The 14561-nt window shown below is 44.6% G+C and carries 15 protein-coding genes and 1 pseudogene; 5 read left to right on the top strand and 11 right to left on the bottom strand.

All coding sequences use genetic code 11. The annotated features are described in order from the left end of the window. The 5 genes and pseudogenes from KIV40_RS35475 to KIV40_RS22625 all read right to left on the bottom strand — a co-directional run. Nucleotides 1-93, bottom strand: a pseudogene (locus tag KIV40_RS35475) (IS66 family insertion sequence element accessory protein TnpB); the annotation flags it as partial. A gap of 208 nt (nt 94-301) precedes the next feature. Next, nucleotides 302-2077, bottom strand: coding sequence for a class I poly(R)-hydroxyalkanoic acid synthase (gene phaC / locus KIV40_RS22640; RefSeq protein ID WP_285351421.1), 1776 nt, complete (start codon nt 2075-2077; stop codon nt 302-304). A 66-nt stretch (nt 2078-2143) separates the two neighbouring features. Continuing rightward, nucleotides 2144-2491: a phasin family protein gene (locus tag KIV40_RS22635; protein ID WP_005433494.1), complete on the bottom strand. Its 348-nt coding sequence runs from the start codon at nt 2489-2491 to the stop codon at nt 2144-2146. 44 nt (nt 2492-2535) lie between these two features. Further along, nucleotides 2536-3744 carry an acetyl-CoA C-acetyltransferase gene (locus KIV40_RS22630; protein ID WP_041853665.1) on the bottom strand — a complete coding sequence of 403 codons (1209 nt, stop codon included), beginning with the start codon at nt 3742-3744 and terminating at the stop codon, nt 2536-2538. Nucleotides 3745-3756: 12 nt separating this feature from the next. Beyond that, on the bottom strand, nt 3757-4497 hold the full coding sequence (locus KIV40_RS22625) for an SDR family oxidoreductase (protein ID WP_005433356.1): 741 nt from the start codon (nt 4495-4497) through the stop codon (nt 3757-3759). 756 nt (nt 4498-5253) lie between these two features. On the opposite strand from KIV40_RS22625, the gene KIV40_RS22620 reads away from it, so the two are divergent. Both KIV40_RS22620 and KIV40_RS22615 read left to right on the top strand, forming a co-directional pair. Next, nucleotides 5254-5874 (top strand): LysE family translocator, encoded by a 621-nt coding sequence (locus KIV40_RS22620; RefSeq protein WP_285351419.1) that lies wholly within the window; start codon nt 5254-5256, stop codon nt 5872-5874. A 30-nt stretch (nt 5875-5904) separates the two neighbouring features. After that, complete coding sequence (locus tag KIV40_RS22615) at nt 5905-6171, top strand: hypothetical protein (protein ID WP_012129040.1); 267 nt, start codon at nt 5905-5907, stop codon at nt 6169-6171. 119 nt (nt 6172-6290) lie between these two features. Here the strand turns inward: KIV40_RS22615 and secF are convergent, their stop codons facing one another. From secF to KIV40_RS22595, 4 genes are all read right to left on the bottom strand, one after another. Further along, nucleotides 6291-7193: a protein translocase subunit SecF gene (secF, locus tag KIV40_RS22610; RefSeq protein WP_012129039.1), complete on the bottom strand. Its 903-nt coding sequence runs from the start codon at nt 7191-7193 to the stop codon at nt 6291-6293. Nucleotides 7194-7195: 2 nt separating this feature from the next. Continuing rightward, nucleotides 7196-9034, bottom strand: a complete 1839-nt coding sequence (secD, locus tag KIV40_RS22605; protein WP_285351418.1) for a protein translocase subunit SecD — start codon at nt 9032-9034, stop codon at nt 7196-7198. A gap of 166 nt (nt 9035-9200) precedes the next feature. After that, a complete protein-coding gene (locus KIV40_RS22600; RefSeq protein WP_285351417.1) occupies nt 9201-9680 on the bottom strand; it encodes a hypothetical protein in 480 nt (159 codons plus the stop codon). Nucleotides 9681-9824: 144 nt separating this feature from the next. Continuing rightward, a complete protein-coding gene (locus KIV40_RS22595) occupies nt 9825-10493 on the bottom strand; it encodes an SH3 domain-containing protein (protein ID WP_012129036.1) in 669 nt (222 codons plus the stop codon). Between the two features lie 113 nt (nt 10494-10606). Here KIV40_RS22595 and KIV40_RS22590 point away from each other — a divergent pair, with 113 nt between their 5' ends. Then, on the top strand, nt 10607-11149 hold the full coding sequence (locus KIV40_RS22590; RefSeq protein WP_041853666.1) for a hypothetical protein: 543 nt from the start codon (nt 10607-10609) through the stop codon (nt 11147-11149). 464 nt (nt 11150-11613) lie between these two features. Here the strand turns inward: KIV40_RS22590 and KIV40_RS22585 are convergent, their stop codons facing one another. Together KIV40_RS22585 and KIV40_RS22580 are read right to left on the bottom strand one after the other, a co-directional pair. Then, nucleotides 11614-12228 carry a bifunctional 2-polyprenyl-6-hydroxyphenol methylase/3-demethylubiquinol 3-O-methyltransferase UbiG gene (locus tag KIV40_RS22585; RefSeq protein WP_012129034.1) on the bottom strand — a complete coding sequence of 205 codons (615 nt, stop codon included), beginning with the start codon at nt 12226-12228 and terminating at the stop codon, nt 11614-11616. Between the two features lie 46 nt (nt 12229-12274). After that, nucleotides 12275-12730 carry an Lrp/AsnC family transcriptional regulator gene (locus KIV40_RS22580; RefSeq protein ID WP_041853553.1) on the bottom strand — a complete coding sequence of 152 codons (456 nt, stop codon included), beginning with the start codon at nt 12728-12730 and terminating at the stop codon, nt 12275-12277. A gap of 149 nt (nt 12731-12879) precedes the next feature. Between KIV40_RS22580 and KIV40_RS22575 the strand changes: the two genes are divergently transcribed. Together KIV40_RS22575 and KIV40_RS22570 are read left to right on the top strand one after the other, a co-directional pair. Beyond that, entirely contained in the window at nt 12880-13806 is a 927-nt protein-coding gene (locus KIV40_RS22575) for a DMT family transporter (protein ID WP_012129032.1), read from the top strand. A 93-nt stretch (nt 13807-13899) separates the two neighbouring features. Further along, entirely contained in the window at nt 13900-14559 is a 660-nt protein-coding gene (locus tag KIV40_RS22570; RefSeq protein WP_285351415.1) for a PilZ domain-containing protein, read from the top strand. The last annotated feature ends 2 nt before the right edge of the window (nt 14560-14561 follow it).

Raw genomic sequence — 14561 nt, 5'->3', positions numbered from 1 at the left:
ATTAAGCTTACAAAATGCAAGCGTTGACAATGAACTCGATTCAGACTGCTCGATGAGCGTTTGCCATTCTTGATTAGTGTGTCGTTTTCCCATTTCAAATCTCCTCATGGTTGGAGACTTGATCTTATTCTTCGCGCTAGGCGATTAGAATGCGGGCTTTATGGAGCGCTTACACTCTGCCCCACATTCAGAAACCCTCAAGACAATTACTGTATCCTTCCCCGCTTTAACCTGAAACGTTAGAAACAAAAAAGGCGACCACTATAGTAGGCCGCCAAATGAGACTGCTGTGAGGAGCAGTTTAGGACTCTTTAATAGGCAAAACTTGCTTTACGTATTGACCAGGCGCTTCATCAATCACAGGGTTCTGCTCAGAACCCACTGGGAATGGTTCAACTTGCTCTTCTGGGTTGAATTGCAACAGCCATTGATGCCAATGCGTCCACCAAGAGCCTTCTTGATGATTCGCGTTGTTAAACCACTCATCTGCCGAGTCATCAAGGTTGTCGTTTAGCCAATAGCCGTATTTGTTTTTTGCAGGGTGATTGACGATACCAGCAATGTGCCCTGATTCACCCAAAACAAAGGTCTTGTTGCCACCTGTGTTTAGTGCGCCGCGATATGTACCCTGCCACAACGCGATATGGTCTTCTTTGGTCGACAGAAAATAGCTTGGGATCTTAATCTTATTAAGGTCGATCCACACGCCACCGATCTTCACGCCCTTGTCTTGGACTAGCTTGTTCTCTAGATAGAGTTCACGCAATAAGAAGTTATGAGAAGCGGCACTCACGTTCGTACTGTCGCTGTTCCAGTAAAGCAGATCAAAATCAACCGGGCTATTACCTTTCAAGTAATTATCGACATAGTAGTTCCAGTACAGACTGTTTTCGCGGAGTAAGCTAAATGTCACACTTAACGAACGACCGTCCATGTAACCTTTCGCATTATTCTGCGTTTCAATGGCACTAATAATCGTGTCGTTGATGTACGCCCCTACTTCGCCCGGCTGAGAGAAGTCCAGTAGCGTGGTAAAGAAGCTTGCAGACTTAATGCGCTTCTTCATACGCTTCGCAGCATAGTACGCCACCGTGCTCGCCAGAACCGTACCACCAATGCAATAACCCGCTGCGTTGATTTGCTCTTGACCTGTGATGTCTTCAATTGCAGTCACAGCTTTAGCGACGCCTTCCGTCACGTAGTCACCAAACTCAACGTGAGCCTGCTCTTTACCTGGGTTTCGCCACGACATCATAAATACGCTATGGCCTTGCTCTAATAGCCAACGAACCATGGAGTTCTTCGCCGTTAGGTCAAGGATGTAGTATTTATTAATAAAAGGTGGAACGATCAGCAACGGTGTCGCATTCACTTTCTCTGTCAACGGACGATACTGAATCAACTCAAATAGTTCGTTTTGGAAAACCACATCGCCCGCTGTCGTTGCAACGTCATCACCGACACGAAACGCATTGTTGTTGGTCATGCGCACTTTGAGAATATCCGCACTCGACTCGACATCTTCTTTTAACTTCTCTAAACCCGTTAGGAGGTTCTCACCATTTTGCTCAAGAGTGAGTTTTAGCAGCTCAGGGTTAGTCGCAATGAAGTTTGATGGGGAAAGTGCGTTGATGGCTTGACGAGAGAAGAAGGTAATACGCTCTTTGGTTTTCTCATCCAACCCTTCGATTGAGTCGAGTGTGTCTAGGTAGGTTTTGCTAAATAACAAATAAGATTGTTTGATAAAGCTGTACATGGCTTCTTGCTGCCAAGCATCGTTTGAGAAACGCTTATCACCCTTCTCTGCTTCAATAATCTGTGTTTGATTGCCTGCGAGAGCGACATTCTGCCAAATTTGAAGCTGCTGTTCCCACCACTCTGCTTGCAATTTCAAGATGGCAGCAGGTTGGTTCGCCGCTTGTTCGAACAGTTTAGCAGTATCCTCGAAGTTCACTTCTTGCATAGCCTTATTCAAAGGAGAATTCACGACTGCCTTGTTCACTTCGAAATCATGCCACCACTGATGATTGGTTTCCTGAAGCTTTACAAGATAGTCCGAAAAGAAGTGTTGAAACATAGTCTTACTCCTATATTCGGAAAAAACAACGCCGCCCAAGAATGCGGGCGGCGATAAGTGGACATATTACGCAGGAGTAACAGTCTTTAGGTTTTCCGAAGTCATTTGCTCAACGTCTTCTTTGAATTCTTTCGCGATAGCTTGCAGCTTGTTGCTGTCATCCATCATCTGCTGAGAAAGCTTAGTAAGAACGGTAAGTTGTTGGCTGTTGAAAGCGGTTAAAGAAGTCACGTCTTTGATTTCTGACGCCGCTTTCATTTGATTTAGGCCAACTTCGCTGTATGTACGGATTGCGTTCAATTGTAGCTCAGTAAGAACTTCTACGTTCTTTGTCACTAGCTTGTTGAACTTCAAGTATGGTTCTAGATTCTTTTCAGTTTGATCGCTAAAAGTTTTGAAGAAATCAGTGTACATGGTTTATCTCCTAGAGAAAGAATTAAAAATTTCCGTTTAAATAACTATTTAACTGCTTTTACAACCACAGCCGTGCCCATACCGCCGCCCACACAAAGTGAAGCAACACCGTATTGACCGTCTTGTTTGTGAAGTTCGTGTACTAGCGTAACCAGAATACGGTTACCCGACGCACCGAGTGGGTGACCCAACGCGATAGCGCCACCATTAAAGTTGGCCTTATCTTGAATTGAGCTCACTGGTACTTGGTTGGTTTCTGCCAGTTTATGAATCACACCTAGCGCTTGCGCAGCAAAGGCTTCATTCAATTCATAAACATCAATGTCGCTGGTTTTCAGCTCGGCTTTTTGCAACGCCTTGTTGACTGATTCCACAGGACCAAGACCCATAACCTTAGGATCTAAACCTGATTGAGCGTAGCTCACCACTTCAGCAATTGGCGTTAAGCCGTGCGCTTGAACCGCGCTTTCTGATGCTAAAATGATGGCACTTGCTCCGTCGTTTATGCCTGAAGCGTTACCTGCGGTTACTGTACCTTCACGGTCAAACGCAGGGCGTAGCTTGCTCAAGCCTTCTAGTGTCGCGTTTGCTTTTGGGTATTCATCCGTATCAAATACAACAGTTTCGCGACGTTGCTTGACTTCTACAGGAACAATTTCGTCTTTGAATTTGCCTGCTTCAATCGCTGCCACCGCTTTTTGTTGGCTTGAGAGTGCATATTCGTCTTGTTGTTGACGCGATAAACCCATTTCCTTAGCCACATTCTCTGCCGTTACGCCCATATGATATCGGTTGTAAACGTCCGTCAAACCGTCAGCAATAAGGAGATCTTTCAACTCCATGTTGCCCATTTTGTTACCGTCGCGCACAACGCTTGGCACGATGAATGGGATTTGCGACATTACCTCAACGCCCGCTGCTACAACGACTTCTGCATCGCCACTGCGAATATGAGAAACGCCATCCATGACGGTTTTCATACCACTGCCGCAAACCATGTTGACGCCATATGCAGGGACTGACTCTGGAATACCAGCAAACAACGCTGCTTGGCGCCCAACACCCATGCCTTGGCCCGCAGCAATCACGTTACCAACGATCACTTCATCAACCTTATCGGCAGAAAGTGATGCAGCCTCAAGCGCGCCTTTAATCGCGACCGCAGCAAGATTACCTGCTGAGGTATTTTTTAGACTTCCACCAAATGCGCCAATTGGGGTACGTTTCGCAGCAACAATAAATACTTTTTCCAGCATCAATACTCCTTAGTGCATGTATAGGCCGCCATTCACCGACAATGTTTCGCCGGTGATGTACGCGCCTGCATCACTTACTAAAAAGCTCACTGATGCAGCAATTTCTTCTGGCGTCGCCAGACGCTTCATTGGAATTTGACTCGTGATCGACTCAAGCACTTCTGGTTTCATCTGCTCAACCATTGGAGTGCCTGTGTATCCCGGGGCAATAACATTTACTGTGACGCCTGAGCGTGCGCCCTCGTAGGCTAATGCTTTGGAGAATCCAATCATGCCAGCTTTTGCTGCCGAGTAGTTTGCTTGCCCAAACTGCCCTTTCAGACCATTCACAGAAGAGATATTGATGATGCGACCACCACCTTTTTCACACATGGCTGCGAAAAGTGGCTGCGTCACATTGAACAAGCTATTTAAGTTGGTATTGATCACGTCGTTCCAAGCTTGAGCAGTCATCTTTTTGAACACGCCATCACGTGTAATACCTGCGTTGTTGATAACGACGTCTATTGTCCCTTCTTCCTCGAGGATAAGTGCCAATTTCTCAGCACACTGAGCGGTGTCGGTCACGTCTAATTCAAAAAGGCGAACCTGATCTTTGGTAAACCCTTTTTCATTAAACCATTCCAAAGCACACTCATATTTACCAGTAAAATACGTTGCAATAACGCGGTAACCATCATTCACTAGTTGAGAGGAAATTGCAGAACCAATTCCGCCTTTTGATCCGGTGATCAAAGCGACTTTCTTCATTAAAAAGACTCCATTCTTAACGGCATTAAAAAAGCGAATTAAGACACTGGCGAAATTCTTCGCCAACTGACGTGTTAATATATTCTTGTGGCAACAAATCCTCTGCCGCCTTTATTTTTAAGTTAACCTAGAATTGTTACATTTCAAATAAAAAACCAAATCATTTGCATAAGATTGATTTAGATCTCACTCAGAATGAAATGTTATAAAAACGTTAATCCAGATTAAGTCATTGATAGAAAAGAACTTTAAATAAAAACAGATTACTAAATTAAAATGTAAACCATCATATATTCAATCACTTAGGTGATTTTTCATCTACGTTACATTTGCAAGTAGTTTAAGATCATCTTTCTTTTTTAACTAATAAGTCTCAATCAAATCATTAGATAAATACCTTCAAAGCTTACACTACCAAATGTTAAATATATCATTTACTTACCTATAAAATACTTAAAAACAGCGAGTTCAACTTTGACCTTTACTGATAAAAAAGAAATCCATTTAATTAACAATTAATACCAAAAATATGATTCAATTTTATAAATAGAAACACAGAGACTTATCTATTCTTGCCATTATTTGGTGCAAAGGCGCACTAATATGTCGCACGCATTTAATTGCTATTTAGATTTTATTAAACAGCTGAATGTTAGCCCTATGCTCCCCATGACTATTTTCTTTAAAGGTGGCATTGAGCGTCACTTTGCACTATCTTTGAGCCCTAACTCCTAAATTACATAATCATCAATATTCATGAATACCGCTTTGCTAACCATGTTCATCCCTACCTTCTTTTTTGTTTCGATCACGCCTGGGATGTGTATGACCCTTGCTCTCACGTTAGGAATGAGTATTGGGTATCGCCGAACCCTATGGATGATGGCTGGTGAACTGGTTGGCGTGGCACTGGTGTCTGTCTCTGCGGTATTGGGCATCGCTGCAATAATGCTGAATTATCCTTGGTTATTCACCGCCCTTAAATTAATTGGTGGTGGCTACCTTCTCTATTTAGGCATCGAAATGTGGCGCTCACGTGGCAAACTCGCCATCAACGTTGAGAATGTTGATGTCCCGACTAGTGGCAACTGGGATTTGGTTTTACAGGGCTTTGTCACCGCAATCGCCAACCCTAAAGGTTGGGCGTTTATGATTTCCCTTCTGCCACCTTTTATCAATCAAAATGCCGCTCTTGCGCCTCAGCTGATCGTACTTGTTTCGGTTATTCTGATGTTCGAGTTCATTTGTATGTCGCTTTACGCCACAGGTGGCAAAGGCTTGAAGCGTTTGCTGGGGCAATCAAAAAACGTCCGCTTGATGAACCGAATCGCTGGCACCTTGATGATGGGTGTGGGTGTATGGCTGTTGATGAGTTAAAGAAAGCGTTTTCGATAGAAAGTCCGAGTTATGAAGAAAATTTTAGATAAGCTCAAACAGGCCATCGGTGAGGTATTGGATTTCCATGCTCGAGTATGGGTAGTAAATGTCTACACTGGTGAACACAAAGGAGAGTCTTATGTGGTCAATGAGGACAGCTTCTCTGAGCCGTTACAGTGGATGAAAAAGAAAGGCTACAAAGATTCCATGCTCACCAAAGTAGAATCAATGAAGCGCTCCCAGATTATCGAGTTTGATTTGGGCTCAGTCAAACATCGACTGATGAGAGTCAAATAACGCCCTCTTCTACTTCGTTTCTCGTTTCTCGTTTCTCGTTTCTCGTTTCTCGTTTCTCTAGATAAAAAAGCGCCACTCAAATTGAGTGGCGCAAGCACTTTTACCTTACACACCAAGTATTATGGTGCAGTGTCGATCTCTACTGGTAGGTAGTGTTTTGGTTCTAGCTTCAACCATTCAGGAAGCACCGTACCAATCGAGATAGATGACCACGTACCAGATAGTACGCCGATAAACATTGCAGTCGAGAAGCCAGCCAAAGCTGAGCCGCCCATAATCCACAGCGCGCCAACGGTGATCAGAGTAGTACCTGACGTCACCATAGTACGTGAGAATGTCGCCAGTACTGCTTCGTCGTTGATTTGCTCTGTTTTCCAGTTTTGCTTAGCCACCAGCAGTTCACGAATGCGGTCTGCGATGATGATCGAGTCATTCAACGAGTAGCCAAGAATTGCCAGAATCGCCGCAAACACCGTTAGGTTGAACTCCATTTGCGTGATTGCAAAGAAGCCGAGGACTAAGATAACGTCGTGTGCCAGAGCAAACAGCGAACCACTTGCCAAACGCCACTCAAAGCGGAAACACAAGTAACCAAGAATCGTCAGTACTGAAATCAATAGTGCTAAACCACCTTGATCAAACAGATCTTGACCTACTTGAGCACCAACGATGCTGTTACTTACCACATCAACTTGGTGTGAGATTGGTTTAAGCACATCTGCTACGCTCGGTAGTGTTTGACCTTCTGCAGGTGCAGAGTAACGAATCACCCAACGGCCATCTTCACCTGAACGCGTGACTGATGTTGATTCGCCAAGCTTTGGTTGAAGTGCGTTAAGCAGATCATAGTTAGTCAATTGTTTATCGACTTTCACTTCAGTAACCATACCACCAGTGAAGTCTAGACCTAGGTTAAGCCCTTTCATTCCCAGAGCAACAAGAGCAATAATCGTTAGAACTACCGATACAGCAGTCGTGAAGTAACGAATCTTACGGATATTTTGTTTTAGCATTTCGACCATGATTAAACCCTCACATCACGACGGCCATCGCGGCCCCAAATTAAATTGATCATTGCACGAGAAGCGAATACGCCTGTAAACATACTGGTCATCAAACCCAAGCCTAGCGTTAGCGCGAAGCCTTGGATTGGACCGTTACCAATCGCGTATAGAATCACAGCAGTGATCATGGTGGTGATGTTGGCATCAAGGATAGTTGCGAATGCACTGTCGAAGCCGAGGTCGATCGCTTGAGCGAAGCTGCGGCCTTCACGCATTTTGTCTTTGATGCGTTCAAAGATAATCACGTTGGTATCCACCGCCATACCGACAGTCAGAACCAAACCAGCAATACCAGGAAGCGTTAGCACGGCGCCAGGAAGCAGTGCGATTAGACCAAGCAAGCAAAGCATGTTTGCACACAAAGCCACGTTCGCGACCCAACCAAGACGACGGTACCAAAGCGCCATAAATGTCAGGGTTAGACCCATACCTAGTGCTAGAGCAGCAAAACCGTTTTGGATGTTTTCTGCACCTAGAGATGCACCAATTGTACGTTCTTCAACGATCGTCACTGGCGCTGTTAGAGAGCCCGCACGCAGAAGCAGCGCAAGCTGTTGTGCTTCATCCATGCTACCCGCACCTGTGATGCGGAATTGGCTACCAAGTTGAGACTGGATAGTTGCTACACTGATGACACGCTCACTACGCTCTGTCATACCACGTTCGTCCGTTTTGTACTCGCGGTATACGGTCGCCATTGGTTTGCCGATGTGTGTTGCAGAGAAGTCACTCATCTTCTTGCCACCCGCGTGGTCTAGAGAGATGTTTACTTCTGACATACCCATTTTGTCGACGCCAGCACGTGCGTTTACAATGTGCTCACCCGTTAATACTGGGCGCTTAGTCAGAATTACTGTACGACCGTCGTTGTCTTTCAATACAAGGTCTTGGCTACTACGAGCTTGACCTGCGTCTTTTACTTCATAGAACGCAAGGCTGGCTGTTGCACCGATAACGTTTTTCGCTTGTGCTGGATCTTGAACACCTGGAAGCTCAATACGGATACTCTCTTTGCCTTGGCGTTGAACCAACGCTTCTGTAATACCCAGCTCTTCGATACGACCACGCATGATCTTCAAGTTTTGTTGAAGTGTTGTGGTTTGGAATTCTTGGATGTTCTGTTCACTTGGCTGAAGCTCAAAGCCGCGATCTGAGCCAGTCATTGTCCAACCAGGGTAGTTTTGACGAATGAATTGGCTTGCCGCTTTGAGACCCGCTTCGTTCTCGCTGTTTACTGCGATGTGGTTGTGCGCCTCTGCACGAACTTGAACACCGCGAATACGCTCTTCACGCAGATTTGCTTTGATCTCATCAACCAATGTATCACGTTGTTCCTCGAACGCTTTGTTCACATCTACGTTTAGTAGGAATTGCACGCCGCCACGAAGGTCAAGACCAAGTTTGATCGGGCTAAAGCCCATTTCATTCAACCATTCAGGTGCAACAGAAACGTAAGAGAACGTAATGCTGTCGTCTTTGTCTAGCTGCTCGTTAAGCAATGCGCGTGCTTTACTTTGCGCGTCTTCGCCATCAAAAACGATGGTGGTTTTTCCGTCTTTCTCAATGATCTTAGACGCAGGAATATGATGCGTTTTCAACAGTTGGTCTAGCTGGACCACTGACATCGCACTGTTGCTTTGGTCAGCAAACGTGACCTGAATAGAAGGCTGCTCACCAAACCAGGTTGGGATCGCGCTCAAGGTTAAAATAATAACGGTCGTAATAAGTACGACGTATTTCCATGCTGAGTAATGATTCAGCACTTTTCTGTTCTTTTGTGGTTTTGGTGTTTTCTTCATGTAAACATCATCCCTTCACTGAGCAGTGAAGCTTTAAATAATTAAATTCAAGACACGACAAAACGCTTACCTGAACGATATGCAGGTACAGAATGCCCAGAGATTTAGTGGCCCTGTTGAAGAGTTATCGTGTTAAGAACGCACAAGGTGTGCAGAGTGATGGTGCCTACGCAGAAAATTGACTATTAAGCGCGACGTACATGGCGTTGGTTTCTTTCCAGCCGGAAAGACGATGGTCGCTAACGAAGTGATTAAATACAGATTGGTTTTGACGCCAACTGATGTCCATTAGGCTATAAGCGTAGCCAGCATCAGCATAAAATGGCGCATTTAAATCGCCAATGAAGTCAATGTGTTCGTCTTCGATATTCTCACGCAGGTGCGATGTCCAACGTTGAGAATTAAAGATAGCAAGAGAGTCTTGGAAAGCATGGCTTTCAGAAACTGGAGACTGGGTGCTATCTTCTGTGAATTCCGCAAAATCCACAGGTGAACTTGATGTAGAGCTGGTTGCAGTAAATGGCTGCAACTTGGAGAAGTGAGGCAAATAGGATTTCTGTTCTACTTGTGCAGCCGACGCCTGCAGTGGCGACAAAGCCATTGCAAGAAGCAACAAAAGCAGTTTTCTAACGTAAATCCAAGGCATGATAGCTCACTTAAAACAAAACGAGCCGAGTTCTTCAACTCAGCTCGGTGATAGTATTCCTATTGCTTATACTTAACAACTAAAAAGTTATAAATCTCTGTTTTCAACCATGGAAAGCAATTGCCATAGGGGCTGACGCGATATTCATCGGTAAAATATTTCGCCTTTATCGACATCCAAATAGATTTTGTTTTCTTGCTCTAGCCCACCACAATAGATGAAGTACACATTACGCGTCTTGTATGTCACTGAGCGAACCCAGCCGCCCAATTCTTCAAAATCACTTGGGTCACATGTCTCGTCATCCAGTAACTGCTGGGTTTTGTTTCGAAACATATCGAGGTGCGTTTTTAAATCGTCTGATTTTTGTAAGTAACCATCTAGAATTTCTAAACGCTCATGTTCTTTGATAACAGGCTCAGCATCAGATAACCCTTTTGAATCGACCCATTCTGCTGTTTCTTCCCCACCCTCTTCATACACAATATAATCCGATAGTCGAAACCAGCCATCGACCTTTTCCAGTACAGAGACCTTCTCTCCTTTGTACAATGAGTCAACGACTAACGCTTGGTGCTCAGGCTTGTTATAAACATCAATACGTCGCTCTATTACGTAGTATTCCGTGATCTCGGGTGCAGGAGCCTCTAGGTCCATGATTGGTTTCGGCTTCTCTGCTGGCTCATTCGGCTTTTCTGGTTCTTGCTCTTGTTCAGCAACGGGCTCTTCTTTCTGCATAAAGAAAAAGTAATACCCAGCTCCAGCCCCACCAAATAAGAGCAGAATAACCAGTGCTATCAGGGCCTTCTTCATGTTCTATTCCTTTTTGTTCCTTACACAGCATTACTTAAGCAATAAGTATCGCCATAGTAACTATAATGACAGAAGGTGCATAACAGATGCGTCAACTAACCAACGTGAAGAGAATGATGAATAAGTTCAAATGGATATTGCTACTATTCCCACTTCCTGCTTACGCAAGCATTCAGTGTGATCACGCATCTTGGAATGACAATCTTACCCAATTCAACCGTTTAGAGTCCAACTACAATCAGTATGTTGAGACATTCAATGCACTCTTAACCGAGCACAAGCAACGACAGTTACTCTCACAGACCTTCTCACCCCATGAGCTGACGCTCTTATGGCGCGCGCAAACCAACCAACGCGCTTTCCATAATCAACTTGAAGCGTCGATTCAGTACCAAAGAGAGCTCACTGACAAAGCTAACGCATTAGCAAAACTCAGCAAAGAATCGACATGGATGGCCAACGGCTGGGAAAAACTCGCCGATAAGTGTGAGATTTCGGATGAAAAAGCGAATCAAATTAGCGCAGAGTGGTATCAAATCAACGCCTCCGAGCTTGCTAAAGACTATACGCAACTAGCAACACAATATTTGGGTTTAGCACAGCTGTACGCTAAAGAAGCCAGCGCGTTGAAATACGCTCAAAATGTGCCTCAATAACCCTATTCATATTGGGATTGTTCCCTTTAATGAAATTGAGCAATTAATAGGCAATCATGTCAATTTATAGAGAGGTACGTCACAATAACGCTTTACTTGCGACCAGTTTTTGGGTAATTTACCCATTAACAAAATTTAATATAAAGTCACATTTGGCTGGAGATGATACTAAACCAATGGTTATCAATCGATTAAGTAACAGGGATTGTCCTAATGCTACCAAAGCCAAGTTTTTGTCAGTAGTTAGGCACGTTAAAGAGTTCGGTTCAATCAGTGATTTGGACCTATGTAAAATCTTCGGAGAGACAATTTGGAGCGATGGGAGGGAGTACCATTCAGCCGCGTTCTCATTTAAGGTTGATAGACACACAGGTAACTGTGAGATCTCAAAATACAAATACCAATAAGGCTTAAAAGAATATTTCAAACGGAGACAGGAAACTGGCCCCGTTTTTTATTGCGCGCTATTTGATCAGCTTAGGCATCACCACCGTGAAATCATGGTCGGAATACCCCTCGATGAGATAACTCCGCTCACTCAACAGCTTACAATAACGCAGTATTCCCTCTTTGTTGTGGGACTCCAACATCCTCATACTTGGCAATTTAGCCTCATCCAACAAGTTAAAAGCACAAGCCAAGTTTGCCGCATGATACATTTTGTCAATCATCTCGACCGTATGGCTCGGGTTGGTTGATTGGTAGTTCAGCGAGCCTGACGCAACCACATAGTCTACTCTAGGCAAGATAAGTTTAGAAAAGTCACCACGCATAAACTGATTTTCTGTTTGGAAGAGACGTCTGCGTGAATCAGCAATAAACCGCCTCTGCTGATCGATACCCACATAAAAGCTCGGTCGATGCCCTGCTTGTTCAATGAACGCCAGCAAATCTCCGTAGCCACAGCCAACGTCGAGAATGCTCGCTCCGTCCAAATGCAAGTCACGGCACAAAGCTTCAAAGCGCGTGATTTGGCTAAAGGTGTCTTGCCAACCTAAAGTTCGAGCTTTGTCGGCACCAAACTGCTTGTGTCTTTTTCGGTGGTAATGAGCGATGCGTAATCTATCGAGCCATTTCATAATGCCTTGCTACCTGAGCGTAAGAGTGAGCTGTAAACCGTCGTAGTTATGAGTAAACCGGTAGGTTACCGTTGCCTTTAACTTGACGGATGGCCAGATGTGTATGGATGTCTTTGACGTTTTCAAGCCTTTGCAACTTGCGCGTGAATGCTTCGTAACCCGTGAGATCTTTGCTCACAACTTCTAGCAGATAGTCATACGCTCCGGAAACAACATGGCATGAAATGACCTCTTCCATATCGCTGATCGCTTGCTCAAAGTCATCAATCGATATTGCCTGATGATTATTGAGGCTGACTTCGACAAACACCGTCATTGCGATACCTGCTCGCTCCCGAGAAATCATCGCTCGATAGCCACTGATCACCCCGTCTTGTTCGAGGCGCTTAATCCTTCTCGCACAGGGAGAAGCAGAAAGCCCCACCTTATCCGCGAGCTCACTGGTTGTCATCGTCGCATCTTGCTGTATCAAATCCAATAACAGTCGATCAATTTTATCCATTCCGCCTTCCTTGCCAAATTTCACCATATATTATCCATACCAAGATGAAATTCACTAAGTTTAAGTTTTATTCGGTCATATTTTGCCACCATTGAGCGTCACTTTCATTCAATAATTAACACATCATTTACAAACACTCGGAATGCCTTATGGCACTTGGATACGCTGCAATCATTACAACGCTTTTTCTTTGGTCAGGATTTTTTCTCTCTCTGCGCGGAGGCGCAATATCAGATCTTCAGCCTGCAGACATCGCTTTAGCACGCTTTCTTATTCCTGCCGCGGTATTACTGCCGTTTGTGCTCAAGTCCATGAACCAAATACGCGCGGTGCCAAGTAAGTATTTACTCGGCATCATTGTAGGCAGTGGTCTGCCTTATCTTCTGATTGCAGGTACTGCGATGCACTATGCGCCTGTTTCTCATGGCAGTGCTTTAATTCCAGGGACGTTACCGCTATTTGTCTCTGCTATCGCTGTCTTGTGTTATCAGCAACCATTGAGTCAACATCGCGTTATTGGCTTATCAGCCGTATTACTTGGCATTCTGGTGTTTTTACTGTCCAACTTAGGGGCCGAATATAACTGGCTACAACTTAAGGGACACAGCTTATTTTTGGTTGGCAGCCTGATGTGGGCAATCTTTACGATTAGTGCGCGCGTGGCGAACTTAAACGCCTATGTTTGCGCAGGTTTTGTATCGGTCATTTCTTTTGCCATGCTCGTTATCGCCGTGGGGTTTGGTTGGCTTGATAGCTACCTTGCGACAACGTCTATCAAGCAATGGCCTTGGAATGAATTAGTTGGTCATCTACTGCTGCAAGGGGTTGGCGCAGGTCTGATTGCCTCTTTCACCTTTCTTTATGCCGTTAGAACGATAGGAGCGGAAGCCAGTGCTGCATTTGGGTCATTAACGCCCGTATTGGCAACTTTATTAGCGATTCCAGTCTTTAACGAACAACCTGATACTCTCACTTGGTGTGCGTTGCTGCTTGTCACCTGTGGCAGTATCGTCGCAAGTAATGTCTTGATGAGACAAGATCCTAGCCAAAATTATCGGCCCCCTGTTCACAGATAAGAACAAAAATGCATAACTTTTCATCTCTCCTATTGAAAGCAAAAACAGCGATTTGATAACCTACTGCGATAAGAATTTAAAACGTCAGAAGTTATGCCTTCAACTCACACTAATGATGAACTGCATAAGTTCCTAAAAACAGGAATGCGAGTCTCGATTAACTTCGAGTTTGGTCCGGAAGAAAAGTACATTTATGCTGCAAATTATCTTGGCTTAAAAGAAAACGCGTATATTATTCTCGATATACCCACTCGCTTACTCGAAGAGCAAGCACTAAGAAAGCTCAACAATGTGGACGTTGTTATTCGCGGTGTGTCCGATACCGACCTTGGGCACGTTGTTGCGTTTAAAACCAGTGTATTGATGAACTTGCTACGCCCTTCCCCACTGCTGTTTGTGAGGATTCCAGCCACTTTTGCTACGAAGCCAGTAAGAGAGCATGAGCGATATAAATTGCAATTGGCATGTACTATCGATCACATGAGCAATAGGTACGAAAGCAACTTAGTCGATTTCTCGCTCTCCGGTTGTGGCATTTCCACGTTGATTGAACCAGAGTTCGCCGTTGGTGACACCATCACCATCGAATCTCCCCTCAGTGAGCATATCGATGAGGAAAACCGCTGCTCTGTGGCCAATATCAAAAAGCTTCAAAAAGGTTGGATTGTCGGCGTAAAGTTCGCTGAGCCGCTCGACATGACCGACGATCTCAAGAACGAGCTCTTAGAGCACTCCTTCGTAAGCGCTCCATAAAA

The sequence above is a fragment of the Vibrio sp. D173a genome, from assembly GCF_030248475.1.
The sequence above is the reverse complement of the archived record's forward strand: the minus strand, read 5'-3'. Positions and strand labels throughout refer to the sequence as shown.